The sequence below is a fragment of the Actinomadura parmotrematis genome, from assembly GCF_019458805.1.
Lineage (GTDB): Bacteria > Actinomycetota > Actinomycetes > Streptosporangiales > Streptosporangiaceae > Spirillospora > Spirillospora parmotrematis.
The window spans coordinates 146,651-164,462 of record NZ_JAIBOA010000009.1 but is presented as its reverse complement, the minus strand read 5'-3'; the positions used below and the strand labels follow the sequence as shown (position 1 = coordinate 164,462).

The window sequence follows — 17,812 nt, the reverse complement described above, 5'->3', positions numbered from 1 at the left end:
TAGTCTCACCAGCGTGACTCCTGCCGATGTCAGCGCCGTCCTCGCGGCCGCCGCCGGTGCCGACGCGGCGCCGGTGAGCGTGCGCGGGCCCGGGGTGTACGCGAGCCCCGTCGCGCTGCGCGCGGGGGTCGACCCCGAGGTCGTCGCCGCGCGGGTGCGGCGCGCGGAGGGGGTCGAGGACGTTTCCGTGGTGCGAGGGCTCGTCGTCGTGCGGGTGGACGCCGGGGCGCTCGCGGGGGAGATCGTGCGGCTGGGGGACGTCTACGGGCGTGCCCGGGTGCGGGCGGGCACGGGGTGGAGCGAGTGGCCCCGGACGTTCGACAATCCGGGGTTCTGCGTGCGTTACGCCTACGCGCGGGCGGGCTGGGTCCAGCGGTGGGCCCGGGAGCTCGGGGTGACGGCGGGCGAGCCCGAGGGGTACGCGGGGGACGAGCTGCGGCTGCTCGAAGTGCTGGCCGAGATGCCCGGGCGCGGGGAGCAGGCCGAGCGCGAGAACGAGCCGCGGGTGCTGGCCTCCTATCTGGAACGGCTGGCCGGGGTCTACCACGATGTCCATGAGCGGTGTCCGGCGCTGCCCAGCGGCGACGAGAAACCCGGGGCGGTGCACGCGGCGCGGGTGACCCTCGCGGCGGCCGCGCGCATCGCCCTCGGCAACGGACTGGACATGATCGGTGAGACCCCTAGAGAGCTGATATGAGCAGAGTTCACCCCGCCGGCGGCCGGCACGCCGACGTGCTGCCCGAGGACAACCCGATGCCCCCGGCCGAGGACCTGAACGTCCTCGACGAGCTGGTGTGGCCGCGCGGGGCGCGCAGGGACGAGGGCGCCGTCGTCATCGGCGGCGTCGACGTGCGCGACCTGGCGCGCGAGTACGGGACGCCGCTGTACGTCTACGACGAGGCGGACGTGCGGGCGCGCGCGCGCAGGTACGCCGAGGCGTTCCATGACGGCAGCGTCCACTATGCGGGCAAGGCGTTCCTGTGCACGGCGGTCGCGCGCTGGCTGAGAGACGAGGGGCTCGGGCTGGACGTGTGCAGCGGCGGGGAGCTCGCCATCGCGCTTGCGGCCGACTTCCCGCCCGAGCGCATCACCCTGCACGGCAACAACAAGGCCGTGTGGGAGCTGGAGCGGGCGCTGGACGCGGGCGTCGGGCACATCGTGGTCGACTCGTTCGAGGAGATCGCCCGGCTCGGCTTCCTCGCGGGGAAGAAGGGCGTGCGGCCGAAGGTGCTGATCCGGGTGACGACGGGCGTCGAGGCCCACACCCACGAGTTCATCGCCACCGCGCACGACGACCAGAAGTTCGGGTTCTCGCGGAGCTCCGGCGCCGCGCTGGAGGCGGTCCGCCGGGTCCTGGCGCTGAAGGACCTGGAGCTGGTGGGGCTGCACAGCCACATCGGGTCGCAGATCTTCGACGCGGACGGCTTCCAGGTCGCCGCGCACCGGCTCGCCGAGCTGCTCGTCGCCATCCGCGACGAGCACGGCGTCGAGCTGCCCGAGCTGGACCTCGGCGGCGGGTACGGGATCGCCTATCTCCCCGGTGACGAACCCATCGACCCGAAGGCCATGGCGGACTCGCTGCGCGACATCGTCGGCCGCGAGTGCCGCGCCTACGGGCTCGCCATGCCGCGGCTGACGGTGGAGCCGGGCCGCGCGATCGTCGGCCCCGGCGGCGTCACGCTGTACGAGGTCGGCACCGTCAAGGACGTCGAGGGGCTGCGCACCTACGTGTCGGTGGACGGCGGGATGAGCGACAACCTGCGCACCGCCCTGTACGGCGCCGAGTACTCGTGCGCGCTGGCGTCCCGGACGTCGGACGCGGCGCCCATGCTCAGCAGGCTCGTCGGCAAGCACTGCGAGAGCGGGGACATCGTCGTGCGCGACCTCTGGCTGCCCGAGGATCTGACGGCGGGCGACCTGGTGGCGGTCGCGGCGACCGGTGCGTACTGTCGCTCAATGGCCAGTAACTACAACCATGTCCCGAAGCCCGCCGTGGTGGCGGTCCGGGACGGCGCGGCGCGGGTGATCGTCCGCCGGGAGACCGAGGACGACCTGCTGCGCCTCGATGCGGAGGTCGAAGCGTGAAACCGTTGCGGGTGGCGCTGCTGGGGTGCGGCGTTGTCGGCACCGAGGTCGTCCGGCTGCTGAACGAGCGCGCGGGCGACCTCGCCGCCCGGGTCGGGGCGCCGCTGGAGCTCGCCGGGATCGCCGTGCGGCGCCCCGACCGGGTCCGCGAGGGCGTCGACCCGGCGCTGCTCACCACCGACGCCGAGGCCCTGGTCACCCGGCCGGACGTGGACATCGTGGTGGAGGTGATCGGCGGCATCGAGCCCGCCCGGTCGCTGCTGCTCGCCGCGATGAAGACCGGCAAGTCGGTGATCACGGCGAACAAGGCGCTGCTCGCCGAGGACGGGGCGACGCTGTTCGCCGCCGCCCGCGAGTGCAACGCCGACCTGTACTACGAGGCGTCGGTGGCCGGCGCGATCCCGCTGCTGCGCCCGCTGCGCGAGTCGCTCGTCGGCGACCACGTGCAGCGGGTCCTCGGGATCGTCAACGGCACCACCAACTACATCCTCGACCAGATGGACACCCACGGCGCCGGGTTCAACGAGGCGCTGGAGGAGGCGCAGGCGCTCGGGTACGCCGAGGCCGACCCGACCGCCGACGTCGAGGGGTTCGACGCCGCCGCCAAGGCCGCGATCCTCGCCCAGCTGGCGTTCCACACCCCCGTCACCGCCGCCGACGTGCACCGCGAGGGCATCACCGAGGTCACCGCCGCCGACGTGGCGGGCGCCAAGGAGATGGACAGCGTCGTGAAGCTGCTCGCCATCTGCGAGCGGGTGCCCGACGGCGCGGGCGGGTCGCGCGGGGTGTCGGTCCGCGTCCACCCGGCGATGATCCCGCGGACGCACCCGCTGGCCAGCGTCCGCGAGGCCTACAACGCGGTGTTCGTGGAGGCCGAGTCGGCGGGCTCGCTGATGTTCTACGGCGCGGGCGCGGGCGGCGCCCCGACGGCGTCGGCGGTGCTCGGCGACCTCGTCGCGGTCGCCCGCAACGTGCGCGGCGGCACCCCCGGCCCGCTGGAGGTCACCTACGCCGAGCTGCCGGCGCTGCCCATGGGCGACACGACGACGCGCTACTACATCCAGCTCGACGTCGCCGATCAGGCGGGCGTCCTCGCGGCCGTCGCCGAGGAGTTCGCCCGCAACGACGTGTCGATCCGGGCGGTGCGGCAGGAGGGCGTCGGCGAGAACGCCCAGCTCGTCGTGGTCACCCACCGGGCGCCCGACGCCGCGCTCGCCGCGACCGTGGAGACGCTGCGCAAGCTCGGCACCGTCCGCGAGGTGGCCAGCGTCATGCGCGTCGAAGGCGACGAATAACCGCTTTCGCCCTCTACACTCTGCGGCAACACCGCAGGTCATCCGATCCGAGGAGATCGACGTGAACCCGACCGCCCGTGCCTGGCGCGGCCTCATCTCCGAGTACCGCGACCGCCTCCCGGTGTCGGCCACGACGCCGGTGGTCACCCTGCTGGAGGGCGGCACGCCGCTCGTCCCGGCGCCGCGGGTGTCGCAGCTCACCGGCTGCGAGGTGCTCCTGAAGGTGGAGGGCGCCAACCCGACCGGGTCGTTCAAGGACCGCGGCATGACCATGGCGATCTCCAAGGCCGCCGAGGACGGCGCCAAGGCGGTGATCTGCGCGTCCACCGGCAACACCTCGGCGTCGGCCGCCGCGTACGCGGTGCGCGCCGGGATGACCTGCGCGGTGCTGGTCCCGCAGGGCAAGATCGCGATGGGGAAGCTGGCGCAGGCGCTCGTGCACGGCGCCCGGCTGCTCCAGGTGGACGGCAACTTCGACGACTGCCTGGAACTGGCCCGCAAGCTGTCGGTGGACTACCCGGTCGCGCTGGTCAACTCGGTGAACGCCTACCGGCTGCAGGGGCAGAAGACCGCCGCGTTCGAGATCGTCGACACGCTCGGCGACGCCCCCGACGTGCACTGCCTGCCGGTCGGCAACGCCGGCAACATCTCCGCCTACTGGATGGGCTACACCGAGTACGCCCGGGACGGCGTCGCGTCCCGGACGCCGCGCATGCTGGGGTTCCAGGCGTCCGGCGCGGCCCCGTTCGTCAAGGGCGAGCCGGTGCTGAAGCCGCGCACGATCGCGACCGCGATCCGGATCGGCAACCCCGCGTCCTGGGACCTGGCGATCGCCGCCCGCGACGAGTCGGGCGGCGCGATCGACTCGGTCACCGACCGGCAGATCCTCGCCGCCTACCGGCTGCTCGCGGCCGAGGAGGGCGTGTTCGTCGAGCCCGCGTCGGCGGCGAGCGTCGCCGGGCTGCTCCAGGCCGTCGAGCAGGGCGGCGTCGAGCGCGGCTCCCGGATCGTCTGCACGGTCACCGGCAACGGCCTGAAGGACCCCGACTGGGCGATCTCCGGCGCGCCCGCCCCGACGACCGTGCGCGTCGACGCGCACGAGGCCGCGTCCGCGCTGGGCCTCGCGTGACCGGCTGGCAACCCGCTCCGGTCACCGTCCGCACCCCCGCCACCAGCGCGAACCTCGGCCCCGGCTTCGACAGCCTCGGCCTCGCGCTGGACCTGCACGACGAGGTGACCGTCGAGGTCGCCGCCGCGCCCGGCGTCGCCATCGAGGTCGAGGGCGAGGGCGCCGAGGTCGCCGGCCGCGGCGAGCGGCACCTGATCGTCCAGGTGGTCCGCCGGACGCTGGCGGCGATCGACGCGCGCGCCGGGACGCGGTACGCCGCGCGGGCGGCGGGCGTCCGGCTGCGCTGCGTCAACCGGATCCCGCACAGCCGCGGGCTCGGCTCGTCGTCGGCGGCGATCGTGGCGGGCATCGTCGCGGCCCGGCACCTGCACCCGGCGGGGGAGTCGTTCGGCGACGACGACGCGCTGCGGCTCGCGACCGAGATCGAGGGGCACCCCGACAACGTCGCGCCGTGCCTGGCGGGCGGTCTCACGATCGCCTGGACGGGCGCGGCCGGGGCGCGGCTCGTCCGGCTCGACCCGCAGATCAAGGGCGGCGTCGTGGCGTTCGTCCCGGACCAGCGGCTCGCCACCGAGCAGGCCCGCGGGCTGCTGCCCGACGCCGTCCCGCACCGCGACGCCGCCGCCAACGCCGCCCGCGCCGCGCTGCTCGTCGCCGCGCTCACCGGGGGACTGCCCGCCGACGTGCTGCTCGACGCCACCGAAGACCGCCTGCACCAGGACTACCGGGCGCCCGCCATGCCGGCGTCCGCGGACCTCGTCGCGCGGCTCCGCGCCGCGGGCGTGCCCGCCGTGATCTCCGGCGCCGGACCCACTGTCCTCGCGTTCACAACCGCGTCACGGCTCGATTCGATCGGCGCGGAAGTGGGTACCGGATGGCACGAGCACCCGTTGGAGGTCGCCCCCCACGGCGCCCGCGTCCGCCCGGGCGCGCCGGCCGGGGGATGACCCCGCAGGCCGGACGGCGGTGCCCCACCGCTGGCCGGTGCGATCGGCCGGCCAGTAAAAAGCGAACACATCGACCTCTGGGGAATAGCAGTGCGCCCTGGTGATGTTAGGCTGAATGCCGCACCAGATGCCCCGATCGGGGCCGAGTGCTCGTCAGCCGCGCGTCACCTGTCCGGCCCTTCGGCCGTGGCGGTCCCGCGTACCAGGCTTCCCGAGACCGAGACATCCCGATGTCCGGTATTCCACCGAAACTTCGGACGTGGCGGTTCTTGGGGTACGAGCGGGCCGCGCGCTCCGACCGTCATCTGGCTGCGCCCAGCAGCTCTCCGGCTGCACCCAGCAACAGCACATCGCGGACCCGTCGCGGTCCGCGCAGCCCGACTCGGCGCCCCCGCCGGGCCGCACTACCGGGTTGACTGGCCGATCGCCGGCCAACGCCCGCTCCCTGGGAAGGACCCTTAGTGAGCGAATCCAGCGAACTCCTTACGGACGCCTCGTCGGCCGAGCCGGGCGCCGGCGCCGAGGCCGCCCCCCGCCGCCGCCGCGCCGGCACGGGCCTGTCGGCCATGCTGCTCCCCGAGCTGAAGGCGCTCGCCTCCAACCTCGGCATCACCGGCACGACCGGGATGCGCAAGAGCCAGCTCATCGCCGCCATCCAGGAGAAGCAGGGCGGCGGCCAGGGGCAGGCCGCCCCGGCGGCGTCCGCGGGGGCCGAGCAGGGAGCCGCTGAGGCGGGCAAGACCGAGCGTCCGCGGCGCGCGCGCGCCGCCGCCAAGCGCGACAACGCGGAGGGCCAGACCACGCTCGCGGACGAAGGCGCCAAGAACGAGGCCAAGGCCGAGACCAGGAACGAGGCCAAGGCCGAGCGCGCGGAGCGTCCGGAGCGCGGCGAGCGCCAGGACCGCGCCGACCGTTCCGACCGTTCCGAGCGCTCGGACAAGGGTGAGGCCCGTGGTGAGGGCCGCCGCCAGTCCGAGAAGGGCGGCCGCTCCGAGGGCGACGGCGAGGGCCAGGGCGGGCGCGAGCGCGGCGAGGGCGGCCGCGAGGGCGGGCGCCAGCGCAGCCGCGGCGGCCGCGACCGCAACAACAGCGAGCGCGGCGGCAACGACCGCAACAGCGGCGAGGGCGGCCGCAACAGCGACCGCGACGGCGGCGGCCGCAACAGCGACCGCAACGACCGCGGCGACCGCCAGCGCGGCCAGAACAACTCCGGCGGCGGCCAGGGCGGCGGCGGCAACCAGGGCGGCCCCGACGACGACGAGGGCCGCGGCGGCCGGCGCGGGCGCCGGTTCCGCGAGCGCAACCGCGGGCGCGGCGGCCGCGAGCGCTACGAGGAGCCCGTGATCAGCGAGGACGACGTCCTCATCCCGGTCGCCGGCATCCTGGACATCCTGGACAACTACGCGTTCGTGCGGACCACCGGCTACCTGCCCGGCCCGAACGACGTGTACGTCTCGCTCGCCCAGGTCCGCAAGAACGGCCTGCGCAAGGGCGACGTCATCACCGGCGCGGTCCGCCAGGCCCGCGACGGCGAGCGCCGCGAGAAGTTCAACGCCCTCGTGCGGCTCGACACCGTCAACGGCATGGAGCCCGAGCAGGCCAAGGGCCGCGTCGACTTCTCCAAGCTCACCCCGCTGTACCCGCAGGAGCGGCTGCGGCTGGAGACCGACGCGACCGTGCTGACCACGCGGATCATCGACCTGGTGTCGCCGATCGGCAAGGGCCAGCGCGGCCTCATCGTGTCGCCGCCGAAGGCCGGTAAGACGATGGTGCTCCAGTCGATCGCCAACGCGATCACCAAGAACAACCCGGAGTGCCACCTGATGGTCGTCCTGGTGGACGAGCGTCCGGAAGAGGTCACCGACATGCAGCGGACGGTGAAGGGCGAGGTCATCCACTCGACCTTTGACCGGCCCGCCGAGGACCACACCACCGTCGCCGAGCTCGCCATCGAGCGCGCCAAGCGGCTGGTGGAGCTCGGCCACGACGTCGTCGTGCTGCTCGACTCGATCACCCGCCTCGGCCGCGCCTACAACCTGGCGGCGCCGGCGTCCGGGCGCATCCTGTCCGGCGGTGTCGACTCGACGGCGCTGTACCCGCCGAAGCGGTTCTTCGGCGCCGCCCGCAACATCGAGAACGGCGGCTCGCTGACCATCCTCGCCACCGCGCTGGTGGAGACCGGGTCCCGCATGGACGAGGTCATCTTCGAGGAGTTCAAGGGCACCGGCAACATGGAGCTCAAGCTGAACCGCTCCCTGGCCGATAAGCGGATCTTCCCGGCGGTGGACGTCGACCAGTCCTCCACCCGCAAGGAGGAGATCCTCATGGCGCCCGAGGAGCTGCGCGTCGTCTGGCAGCTCCGCCGCGTCCTGCACGCCCTGGACACCCAGCAGGCGCTGGAGCTCCTCATCGAGAAGATGAAGGAGACCAAGTCCAACGCCGAGTTCCTGATGCAGGTCCAGAAGACCACGGTCTCCGACGACCGCTAGAGCGCAGGCGCCCGCACGCGGCGCGGCCCCCGGCCCGGACCTCCGTCCGGGCCGGGGGCCGCGCCGTTTCCGCCCCGCCGCGTCCTCCCGCCGGCAGGTGACCCCCCGGTCACAGCAAGTCGAGATGCGGCGTGTTGGCCTGTGGGAGCGCTCCCGCAGGCCAACACGCCGCATCTCAACGGGAGGTGACTGGGGGGTCACCTGCGGCGGGGACGGTGGGGCTAGCCCCACCTGGGGGCGGGCGGGGGGCCGCATGGCGGGCGGGCGCCGGGGGCGGCAGGGTGGGGACGTAGGCTGAGACGGTCCGGGAGGCAGGCGTGGGCGAGGTGGTCGGGCGGCGGGGCCGGTCCCTGCGGGGGTCGGTGCTGCGGGGGTCGTGGCGGCCGCTGCCGATGGTGCGGTCGGCGGCGACGTGGCGGTCGGCGCTGTTCATGGCCGTGCACGCGCCCTACGGGTTCGCGTGCTTCGTCGCCCTCGTCGTCGGCGTGGCGTTCTCGGCCGCGACCGTCATCGTGTGGATCGGCATCCCGCTGCTCGCGCTGATGATGGTCGGCTGGCGGCTCGCCGCCGTCCTGGAGCGCCGCATGATCGGGCTGGCGTTCGGGGTGGACGTCCCGAGCCCCTACCGGGCGCTGCCGCCGGGCCGGAACCCGTTCCGTAAGCTGCGGGTGATGGGCGCCGACCCCGCCACCTGGAAGGACCTGCTGTACCTGCTGCTGCTCCTCCCGCTCGCGATGGCCGAGCTCGTCGCGATGGTGGCGGCGTGGGGCGTCACCGGGACGTTCCTCGGGCTGCCGCTGATCGCGGGCGTGCGGGGCGGCGTCGAGGTCGACTTCTGGTTCGGGTCGGTGTGGGCCGCCGACCCGCTGACCGCGCTGCCGGGGACGGTCGTCGGGCTGTTCCTGCTGCTCGGGGCGCTGTACCTGACGCGGTCGCTCGCCGCCGCGCACGCCCTGTACGCGCGGCTGCTGCTCGGGACGAGCCGGGCGCAGGCCGAGAACCGCGAGCTGCGCGAGCGGACGGCGCACCTCCAGGCGAGCCGGGCCCGCGGCGTGGACGCCGTCGAGTTCGAGCGGCGCCGCATCGAGCGCGACCTGCACGACGGCGCGCAGCAGCGGCTCCTCGCGGTCGCCATGGACATCGGGCGGGCCCGCGCCAAGCTCGACGACGACCCCGAGGGCGCCCGCGCGCTGATCGAGCAGGCGCACGCCGGCACCAAGGAGGCGATCACCGAGCTGCGCGACCTGGCCCGCGGCATCTACCCGGCGATCCTCACCGACCGCGGCCTGGACCCGGCGCTGTCGGGCCTCGCCGCCCGCGCGCCGGTGCCCGTCGAGGTGGCCGTGGACCTGCCCGACCGGCCGCCCGCCGCCGTCGAGAGCATCGCCTACTTCATCGTCGCCGAGGCCCTCGCCAACGTCGCCAAGTACGCGCGCGCCACCAGCGCGTCCGTGCGGGCGTTCCAGGACGGCCCCTGGATCGTTGTGGAGATCGTCGACAACGGGGTGGGCGGCGCCGCCGCGAGCCCCGGCGGCGGCCTCGCCGGCCTCGCCGACCGGGCCGCCACCATCGACGGGATCGTCATCGTGGACAGCCCGCCCGGCGGCCCGACGATCGTCCGCGCCGACCTCCCGTGCAGCTGGTGATAGCGGGACCGTCCGGAACCGCCATACTGGGATCATGCGGGTCGTGATCGCCGAGGACTCGGTGCTGCTGCGCGAGGGCCTCGTCCGGCTGCTCGCCGACGCCGGCATCGAGACCGCCGCCACCGTCGGGGACGGCCCCGCGCTGCCCGGCGCCGTCGCCGAGCACCGGCCCGACCTCGCCATCGTGGACGTGCGGATGCCGCCGTCGTTCACCGACGAGGGGCTGCGCGCGGCGCTGCGGGTCCGCGAGGAGAACCCCGGCATGCCGATCCTGGTGCTGTCGCAGTACGTGGAGGAGCGGTACGCCACCGACCTCATCGGCGGCGGCGCCGAGGGCGTCGGCTACCTGCTGAAGGAGCGCGTCGCCGACGTCGCCGAGTTCATCGACGCGGTCCGCCGCATCGCCGCCGGCGGCACCGTCATCGACGCCGAGGTGATCGGGCAGCTGCTCGGCCGGCGCCGCGGCGGCGACCCGCTCGGCGAGCTCACCCCGCGCGAGCGCGAGGTGCTCGGGCTGATGGCGCAGGGCCTCACGAACGGCGCGATCGCCGAGCGGCTCGTCGTCACCGACGGGGCGGTGGAGAAGCACATCTCCGGCATCTTCCTCAAGCTCGGGCTGCAGCCCGGCGAGGGCGCGCACCGCCGGGTCATGGCCGTCCTGGCGTATCTGGGCCACCGCTGAGGCCGCCCGGGAATGCCCGATGACCTCGGCACGTTCGGGTATCTGGCACACTTGGTGTGCAACCGCTGCGGTACCGGTTCACGCCTCCCCCATCCTCCACGGCGCCGCCGTGCGAGCGGGAGCGCCCGGCGACCGCCCCGAGCGAGGAGAAACACCCATGAAGGCCGACATCCACCCGAAGTACGAGGTCACCACGGTGACCTGCACCTGCGGCAGCACCTTCGAGACCCGCAGCACCGCCGAGAACGGCGTGATCCACGCCGACGTCTGCTCCAACTGCCACCCGTTCTACACGGGCAAGCAGAAGATCCTGGACACCGGCGGCCGCGTCGCGCGCTTCGAGCAGCGCTTCGGCAAGAAGAAGTAGCCCGCCGCACCCACGCAGCGACAGGGACGGCCCGGGGCGTTCGGTCCCCGGGCCGTTCAGAGGTAGGCCGCTAGGCCACGACGGGCCAGGACGCACACCGTGAATCTCGACGAGCTCATCAGCGAATACGCCGACATCGAGGGGCGCCTCGGCGACCCCGCCGTGCACGCCGACCAGGCGCTCGCCCGCCGGCTCGGCAGGCGCTACGCGCAGCTGCGGCCGATCGTCGAGGCCTACCGCGAGCTCGGCGCCACCGAGGACGACCTGGCCGCCGCCCGCGAGCTCGCCGGCGAGGACGAGGCGTTCGCCGCCGAGGCCGCCGACCTGGAGAAGCGCAAGGGCGAGCTCGAGGAGCGGCTGAGACACCTGCTGGTGCCCCGCGACCCGAGCGACGACAAGGACACCATCCTGGAGATCAAGGCGGGCGAGGGCGGCGAGGAGTCCGCCCTGTTCGCCGGGGACCTGCTCCGGATGTACCTGCGCTACGCCGAGCGCGAGGGCTGGAAGACCGAGATCATCGACTCGCACCCGAGCGACCTCGGCGGCTACAAGGACGTCACCGTCGCGGTGAAGGCCAAGGGCGGCCAGGAGGAGGGCGTCTGGACGCGGCTGAAGTTCGAGGGCGGCGTGCACCGCGTGCAGCGGGTGCCGGCGACCGAGTCGCAGGGCCGCATCCACACGAGCGCGGTCGGCGTCCTGGTCACCCCCGAGGCCGAGGACGTCGACGTCCAGATCGATCCGAACGACCTGCGCATCGACGTGTACCGGTCGTCGGGGCCGGGCGGGCAGAGCGTCAACACGACCGACTCGGCGGTGCGCATCACCCACGTCCCGACCGGCGTGGTGGTGTCCTGCCAGAACGAGAAGAGCCAGCTCCAGAACAAGGAGCAGGCCCTCCGCATCCTGCGCTCCCGGCTGCTGGCGATCGCGCAGGAGGAGGCGGACGCGGCCGCGTCCGCCGAGCGCAAGAGCCAGGTCCGGACCGTCGACCGGTCCGAGCGGGTGCGCACCTACAACTATCCGGAGAACCGGATCAGCGACCACCGGGTGGGCTACAAGGCCTACAACCTGGACCACGTCCTGGACGGTGACCTGCACAACGTCACCCAGGCCCTGGTGGACGCCGACCTGCAACGCCGACTGGCCGAAGCCCAAGGATCATGAACCTGCTGCTGGACGAGGTCGCCAGGGCCACCGCGCGGTTCGCCGAGGCCGGTGCCCCCTCCCCCCGCGCCGACGCCGAGGAGCTCGCCGCGGCCGTGCACGGCGTGAGCCGCTCCGAGCTGCACAAGGTGCCCGACGCCGCGTTCGACGCCCGCTTCTGGGAGTACGTGGCGCGCCGCGAGGCGGGCGAGCCGCTGCAGCACATCACCGGCCGCGCGTTCTTCCGCTACCTGGAGCTGAAGGTCGGGCCCGGGGTGTTCGTGCCCCGGCCCGAGACCGAGGTGATGGTCGGCTGGGCGCTGGAGACGCTGCACGGCATGGACGTGCGCGAGCCGCTCGTCGCCGACCTCGGCACCGGCTCCGCCGCGATCGCGCTGTCGATCGCGCAGGAGGCGCCGAGCGCGCGCGTGCACGCCGTCGAGAAGGACCCCGGCGCGCACGCCCGCGCCGCCCGCAACATCGAGGACCTCGACGAGCGCGGCCAGGTGCGGCTGCACCTGGCCGACCTCGCGTCCGCGCTGCCCGAGCTGGACGGCCAGGTCGACCTGGTGGTGTCCAACCCGCCCTACATCCCGATGAGCGAGTGGGAGCACGTCCCGCGCGACGTCCGCGACCACGACCCGGCGGCGGCGCTGTGGGGCGGCGGCGACGACGGGCTGGACGCCGTCCGCGCGGTCGAGCGCACCGCCCGGCGGCTGCTGCGGCCCGGCGGGTACGTCGCGGTCGAGCACAGCGATCTGCAGGGCAACGGCGTGTACTGGATCTTCGCCGAGGAGAACGGCTGGCGGGACGTGCGCAACCGCCGCGACCTGACCGACCGGGACCGCTTCGTCACCGCGCGCCTCGGCACCGACTGACCCTCTGGAGGACGTTCCCGTGAGCCGACGCTACGACTGCTCGGACCCGATGGAGCGGAGCCGCGGCATCGCCGAGGCCGCCTCGGCGGTGCGCCGCGGCGAGCTGATCGTGCTGCCGACCGACACCGTGTACGGGGTCGGCGCCGACGCCTTCACCCCGCCCGCGGTGGCGGCGCTCCTGGACGCCAAGGGGCGCGGCCGGGACATGCCGCCGCCCGTCCTCGTGGGGTCCGTGCGCGCCGCCACGGCGCTCGTGGAGGACCTCGGGACCTACGGGCAGGACCTCATCGACGAGTTCTGGCCGGGGGCGCTCACGATCGTCTGCAGGGCCAACCAGAACCTGCTGTGGGACCTCGGGGAGACCAAGGGCACCGTCGCGGTCCGGATGCCGATGCACGAGCTCGCCGTGGAGCTGCTGAAGGAGACCGGCCCGCTCGCCGTCAGCAGCGCGAACCTGTCGGGCCGGCCGGCGGCGCGCACCGCGGCCGAGGCCGAGGAGATGCTCGGCGACTCCGTGCAGGTGTACCTGGACGGCGGCCCCGCCGGCCACGGCGACGCCTCCACGATCATCGACCTGACCGGTCCGATCCCGCGCCTGCTGCGCGCGGGCGCCGTCCCCGAGGACAAGCTCCGCGCCGTCGTCGGCGTCCTCCTCACCGACGAGGACGACCCGGCCGGCGACCCCGTCCCGGACGCGGTCCCGGACGCCGAGCGGCCCGAGCCCCCCGCCGCAGGGGCATCCGGCGCCAAGGTGGACCTCGGCAAGGACACCAGCCCGCAGGAGTAGCGGACGAGTGAAAGGACCCTGGCCCTCGGGCCAGGGTCCTTTTCCGTTCTTGGGGTCCTTCGGCGGGGAATCCTGACTTCTCTCTTGTGCAAACGAGTTTGTGATGCAAACCTTAAGGCAGGGCGAGGACGGGAGCATCCGATGAACGAGGACGAGCGCGGCGCCGAGGCCGCCGCGATGCTGGAGGAGCTCGGGGAGCTGCGCCGCCGGACGCGCGCCCGGCGGCGGGCGTTCGGCGTCCCGCTCCTGGTGTTCGCCGCCTTGGTGGCCGGCGTGCTGCCGGTGGCCGCGGTGGCCGCCCGGCACGGCGGCGGCCCCGCGGGCGCCGCGGGCGGCGGGGACGTCCTGTCGGGACTCGCCGGCGGCGGCCCGGACGGCGGCGCCGCGCTCGGCCGGTACTGGGCGGTGGTACCGGTCGTCGGATACCTCGCGAGCGCGCTGTGGTACCGGTGGCACGCCCGCCGGGCCGGGGCGGCGACGCCGACCCGGGCCTTCATCGCCGTCGGCCTCACCGCGCTCGCCGCCGTCCTGGCACTCGCGGTCGCCGCGCACTGGTCGGTGACGATGCAGCGAGTGTGGGACTGGCCGCGCGCCTCGCTGGTGCTGCCCGCGCTCACGGTCGGCCTCGCCGTGCTCGCCCGCGCCGAGCGGAGCCGGCTGCTCGGCGCGTCCGTCGCGGCGTTCGCGCTGCTGTCGGCGGTGGCGCTGCTCGCACATCCGGAGAACCTGCTGTACGACGCCGGGCTGCCCGCGACCTCCGATCCGTGGCTGCTCGGAGTGGCCGCCACGGTGGCGCCGCCGTCGCTCGCGCTGCTGGCCGGCGGCGCGGCCGCGCTGGTGCGGGAGCGGCGCGGTGCGCGGTGGTGAGCGAGCGGCCCGGTGGGGACGAGCCGGCGCGCGTCGGCACCGCGATCGGCGCCCTGGACGACGCGGTCCACCAGCGGCACCGGCTCGGCATCCTCACCATCACCGCCGAGGCGCGGGACGTGGAGTTCTCCTTCCTGCGCGAGGCACTCGGCCTCACCGCCGGGAACCTGTCGCGGCACCTGGCGGTGCTCGCCGAGGGCGGGCTCGTCGAGATCAGCAAGGGGTACGCGGGCCGCCGCCCGCGTACCTGGGTCAACATCACGCGGTCCGGCCGGGACGCCCTCCAGGCCGAGATGTCCGCGCTGGGCAGCCTGCTGCGCGCCTACCGGCGCTCACGGAACGAGGAGAGCTGATCGCATGTCCACCGCCCGCCGCCTGGCCCTGGTCCCGCTGCTCGTCGCCGCCGGGTCGGTCGCCGTCCCCGACCCGGCCCCCGCCACCGCCGCCGGCCGAGCCGCCGCGGCCGCGCCCGTCCTCGCGGCGGCCCCGCGCGCCGCCGGCCGCCTGGACATCACCGTCGATCACCTCCGCCCCGGCCTGCCGCGAGTCCGCTGGACCCTGGACTGCGGTCGGCGAGACACCGGGTTCCACACCGACCCGGCGGCCGCCTGCAGCAGCCTGCGCGCGCTGCCCGCGCCCTTCGCCGGGCCGGGACGCGGTACCGCCTGCACCCAGGTGGTCGCCGGACCGCAGCGGGCCACCGTCACCGGGACCTGGCGGGGACGGCGGGTGGCGCTGCGGGTAGCGCGGACCGACGGCTGCCAGGAGCGTGTCTGGCAGCGGCTGCGGCCGGTGCTCGACCCCGCCGGGCCATGCCTCACCACCTCGGCGCGCCCGGCGTCCTGTCCGGGCGCCTAGTACGGGGACGGGGGCGCGCACCGCCGCCGGGGAGACGCTCGGCGTCTCCCGCCTGACGGTTCCGGCGCGGGTCGGTACGATCCGACCGTGTGCTCCGGGGAGGCTGTCGGGCGGTGGCCCGCCGTGCCGGACGCGGCCGTGCCGGTGTGCCTGGCGGCCGCGCAGCTCGCCGGCACCTGGGCGGTCGCCGACGCGGCGGGGCGTCCGCTCGGCCGGGCCGGCTGGGCCGTCGCGGTGGCCGCCGTCGCGCTGTCGGCGCTGGCGCTGGTGGGACGCCGTATCGCGCCCGTCCCCGTGCTGGCGGCGGTCGCGCTCATCAGTGACGCGGGTCTGGCGCTGGCCGCGCCCCGGCTCGCGGCGGACACGCCGGCCGGCGGGGCGCCCGTCCCGGTGGCCCTGTACTCGCTGGCGGCCTGGCGCGGCCCGAGGTGCGCCGTCACCGGGCTGCTGGCGGTGACGGCGGCGGGCGCGGCGGCCCGCGCCCTGTCCTCCGGCGGGCCGGTCGACCTGCTGGAAGAGGCGGCGTCCTTCCTGCTGAACGCGTCGGCGGTCGCCCTCGGCGCGGCGCGGCAGCGGCGCCGGGCGGCGCGCCGGGCGCTCGCCGGACGGCTGGCGGACGCCGCCCGCGAGCGCCGCGCCGCCGCCGCGGCCGAGCGCGAGCGCCTCGCCCGCGACCTGCACGACGTGGCCGGGCACCATCTCAGCGCCGTCGTCGTACACGCCTCGGCCGCCGTCCGCCTGGGGGATCCCGACCTCGCCCGCGAGGCGCTGCGCACGGCCGCCGACACCGGACGCGAAGCGTTGCGCGCCTTGGAACGCCAGGCCGGCGAGCCCCCGCCCGGCGGCGACCTGCCGGCTCTGCTGGAGGCGCTCGGCGACGGGCTGGCGCGGCTCGGCGTCCCGGTGACGCTGCGGGTGGCGGGACGCGTCCGGCGGTTGCCGCCGGAGGCGACCGCCGCGATGTTCCGCATCGTCCAGGAGGCCCTCACCAACGCGATGCGCTACGGATGCGCCGGAGAGGTGCGCATCGGGATCGACTACCGGCCGGGCGAGGTGGGCGCCCGCGTCACCAGCCCGGCGGCTTCCGGCGGCACCGCCGTGCCCGCGCTCGGCGCCGGGCGCGGGATCGCCGGGATGCGCGAGCGCGCGGCGGCCCTCGGCGGGACGCTGGAGGCGGGCCCGGTGCCGCCGGACGGCTGGCGCGTCACGGCGGTGCTGCCGACCGCGCGGCGCCGCGTCCCGGACCGTGGGCACCTGCTCGCCGCCGCGCCGGTCGTGCTCTGCGCGCTGCCGCCGGCCGCCGCCGTGGCGGTACCGCGCGCCGCGCTGCTGTGGTGGCGCCGCCGGGCACCCGTGGCCGTTCTCGTCCTGCTGACCGTCCTGGACGTGCCCGCGGCGATCGCCGCAGGCAGCACGGACGCCGCGCTCCTGCTGTACGCGGCCGCGTTCCCGGTGACGATGGTCGCCGTCTACTCCGCCGCCGCCTACGGGCGCGGCCCGCTCGCCCGCCCGCCGGGCGCGATCGTCGCTGCTTCACCGGCCGGGGCGCTGCTCGCCGCCGCGCTGCAGGCCGATCCCGCGACGGCCGCGCGCGGTCCTGCGGAACTCGCGGGCCTGCTGCTGTACGGCTTCGCCATCGGCGGCGCGTTCGCGGTGCCGCCGCTGCTCGCCTGCTGGGCGGCGGGGCGGGTAGCGGCACAGCGCGGCGCGGGTTGGGAGCGCGACGCGCTGGAGACGGTGGCGGTCCGCGCGGGGGAGGCGGTGCTGGCCGAACGGCGGCGCGTGGCGGTGGCGGTGCGCGGCGGCGTCCTGGAGCGCACCGCGAGGCTCGTCGGGGACGCCGAGGCCGCGCTCGCCGGACCCGCCGCCGGAGCGGGCGCGGCGCTGGAGCGGATCCGCGCGGACGCGCGCGCCGCGCTCGCGGACGTCCGCACGGTGCTGGACGCGCTGGAGACCGCAGCGGAGGAGCGGCGATGACGATCCGGGTCCTGGTGGCCGACGACCAGCGCGTCGTGCGGGCGGGCTTCACCGCGATCATCGCGGCCGAGCCCGACATGGCGGTGGTCGGCGCGGCCGGCGACGGCGCGGAGGCGGTGCGCCTGGCCGGCGAGACGGCGCCCGACGTGGTGGTGATGGACATCCGGATGCCCGGCGCGGACGGCCTCGCGGCGACCCGCCGCCTCACCGCCGGCGGCTTCGCCGGGCGGGTGCTGGTGCTCACCACCTTCCACCGCGACGAGTACGTCTACGGTGCGCTGCGCGCGGGGGCGTCGGGGTTCCTGCTGAAGGACTGCGACCCCGAGGAGCTCGTCCAGGCCATCCGGACGGTGGCGGCGGGGGAGGCGCTGCTCGCGCCGGAGGTGACGCGCCGCCTGGTGGAGGCGTTCGCCCGCGGCGACGTGCTGCCTCCGCCAGCCGACGACGAGCGACTCGCCCCGCTCACCGCGCGCGAGCGCGAGGTGCTGGTCCTGGTGGCGCGCGGGCTGACCAACGGGGAGGCGGCGGCCGCCCTCGGCATCGGCGCCGCGACGGTGAAGACGCACGTCAACAGCGTGTTCGCGAAGCTGGGCCTGCGCGACCGCGTGCAGGCGACGATCCTCGCCTACGACACCGGCCTGGTCCGCCCCGGCTGACCGCCG

At 75.3% G+C, this 17,812-nt stretch carries 17 protein-coding genes; all 17 read left to right on the top strand.

Annotated features, from left to right (window positions below; translation table 11 throughout):
• The first annotated feature begins 13 nt into the window (after nt 1-13).
• Nucleotides 14-697 carry a DALR anticodon-binding domain-containing protein gene (locus K1Y72_RS16185; protein WP_220167155.1) on the top strand — a complete coding sequence of 228 codons (684 nt, stop codon included), beginning with the start codon at nt 14-16 and terminating at the stop codon, nt 695-697.
• Nucleotides 694-2,085, top strand: a complete 1,392-nt coding sequence (gene lysA, locus K1Y72_RS16180; protein WP_220167154.1) for a diaminopimelate decarboxylase — start codon at nt 694-696, stop codon at nt 2,083-2,085. The genes K1Y72_RS16185 and lysA overlap by 4 nt, the downstream gene beginning before the upstream one ends.
• Nucleotides 2,082-3,380, top strand: a complete 1,299-nt coding sequence (locus K1Y72_RS16175; RefSeq protein WP_308287105.1) for a homoserine dehydrogenase — start codon at nt 2,082-2,084, stop codon at nt 3,378-3,380. Before lysA ends, K1Y72_RS16175 begins: the two co-directional genes overlap by 4 nt.
• Before the next feature lie 61 nt (nt 3,381-3,441).
• Entirely contained in the window at nt 3,442-4,509 is a 1,068-nt protein-coding gene (gene thrC / locus K1Y72_RS16170) for a threonine synthase (RefSeq protein WP_220167153.1), read from the top strand.
• Nucleotides 4,506-5,456, top strand: coding sequence for a homoserine kinase (gene thrB / locus K1Y72_RS16165; protein WP_220167152.1), 951 nt, complete (start codon nt 4,506-4,508; stop codon nt 5,454-5,456). The genes thrC and thrB overlap by 4 nt, the downstream gene beginning before the upstream one ends.
• Nucleotides 5,457-5,917: 461 nt before the next feature.
• Complete coding sequence (gene rho, locus K1Y72_RS16160; RefSeq protein WP_220167151.1) at nt 5,918-7,945, top strand: transcription termination factor Rho; 2,028 nt, start codon at nt 5,918-5,920, stop codon at nt 7,943-7,945.
• A gap of 317 nt (nt 7,946-8,262) precedes the next feature.
• A complete protein-coding gene (locus K1Y72_RS16155; RefSeq protein WP_308287104.1) occupies nt 8,263-9,591 on the top strand; it encodes a sensor histidine kinase in 1,329 nt (442 codons plus the stop codon).
• Nucleotides 9,592-9,625: 34 nt separating this feature from the next.
• On the top strand, nt 9,626-10,273 hold the full coding sequence (locus K1Y72_RS16150; RefSeq protein ID WP_220167150.1) for a response regulator transcription factor: 648 nt from the start codon (nt 9,626-9,628) through the stop codon (nt 10,271-10,273).
• 157 nt (nt 10,274-10,430) lie between these two features.
• Nucleotides 10,431-10,640: a 50S ribosomal protein L31 gene (rpmE, locus tag K1Y72_RS16145; RefSeq protein WP_220167149.1), complete on the top strand. Its 210-nt coding sequence runs from the start codon at nt 10,431-10,433 to the stop codon at nt 10,638-10,640.
• 99 nt (nt 10,641-10,739) lie between these two features.
• Nucleotides 10,740-11,804 carry a peptide chain release factor 1 gene (gene prfA / locus K1Y72_RS16140; protein WP_220167148.1) on the top strand — a complete coding sequence of 355 codons (1,065 nt, stop codon included), beginning with the start codon at nt 10,740-10,742 and terminating at the stop codon, nt 11,802-11,804.
• Complete coding sequence (gene prmC / locus K1Y72_RS16135) at nt 11,801-12,661, top strand: peptide chain release factor N(5)-glutamine methyltransferase (protein WP_220167147.1); 861 nt, start codon at nt 11,801-11,803, stop codon at nt 12,659-12,661. The genes prfA and prmC overlap by 4 nt, the downstream gene beginning before the upstream one ends.
• Before the next feature lie 19 nt (nt 12,662-12,680).
• Nucleotides 12,681-13,448, top strand: a complete 768-nt coding sequence (locus tag K1Y72_RS16130) for an L-threonylcarbamoyladenylate synthase (protein WP_220167146.1) — start codon at nt 12,681-12,683, stop codon at nt 13,446-13,448.
• Between the two features lie 141 nt (nt 13,449-13,589).
• On the top strand, nt 13,590-14,315 hold the full coding sequence (locus K1Y72_RS16125) for a hypothetical protein (protein WP_220167145.1): 726 nt from the start codon (nt 13,590-13,592) through the stop codon (nt 14,313-14,315).
• Nucleotides 14,312-14,668: a winged helix-turn-helix domain-containing protein gene (locus K1Y72_RS16120; protein WP_220167144.1), complete on the top strand. Its 357-nt coding sequence runs from the start codon at nt 14,312-14,314 to the stop codon at nt 14,666-14,668. The genes K1Y72_RS16125 and K1Y72_RS16120 overlap by 4 nt, the downstream gene beginning before the upstream one ends.
• A gap of 4 nt (nt 14,669-14,672) precedes the next feature.
• Complete coding sequence (locus K1Y72_RS16115) at nt 14,673-15,173, top strand: SSI family serine proteinase inhibitor (protein ID WP_220167143.1); 501 nt, start codon at nt 14,673-14,675, stop codon at nt 15,171-15,173.
• Nucleotides 15,174-15,260: 87 nt separating this feature from the next.
• A complete protein-coding gene (locus tag K1Y72_RS16110; protein WP_220167142.1) occupies nt 15,261-17,150 on the top strand; it encodes a sensor histidine kinase in 1,890 nt (629 codons plus the stop codon).
• Nucleotides 17,147-17,806: a response regulator gene (locus K1Y72_RS16105; RefSeq protein ID WP_220167141.1), complete on the top strand. Its 660-nt coding sequence runs from the start codon at nt 17,147-17,149 to the stop codon at nt 17,804-17,806. Before K1Y72_RS16110 ends, K1Y72_RS16105 begins: the two co-directional genes overlap by 4 nt.
• Nucleotides 17,807-17,812: the final 6 nt, after the last annotated feature.

Coding starts and splice junctions, on each gene's coding strand:
- lysA (WP_220167154.1), top strand. CDS start 694: ATGAGCAGAGTTCACCCCGCCGGCGGCCGGCACGCCGACGTGCTGCCC.
- K1Y72_RS16150 (WP_220167150.1), top strand. CDS start 9,626: ATGCGGGTCGTGATCGCCGAGGACTCGGTGCTGCTGCGCGAGGGCCTC.
- rpmE (WP_220167149.1), top strand. CDS start 10,431: ATGAAGGCCGACATCCACCCGAAGTACGAGGTCACCACGGTGACCTGC.
- prmC (WP_220167147.1), top strand. CDS start 11,801: ATGAACCTGCTGCTGGACGAGGTCGCCAGGGCCACCGCGCGGTTCGCC.
- K1Y72_RS16125 (WP_220167145.1), top strand. CDS start 13,590: ATGAACGAGGACGAGCGCGGCGCCGAGGCCGCCGCGATGCTGGAGGAG.
- K1Y72_RS16115 (WP_220167143.1), top strand. CDS start 14,673: ATGTCCACCGCCCGCCGCCTGGCCCTGGTCCCGCTGCTCGTCGCCGCC.
- K1Y72_RS16105 (WP_220167141.1), top strand. CDS start 17,147: ATGACGATCCGGGTCCTGGTGGCCGACGACCAGCGCGTCGTGCGGGCG.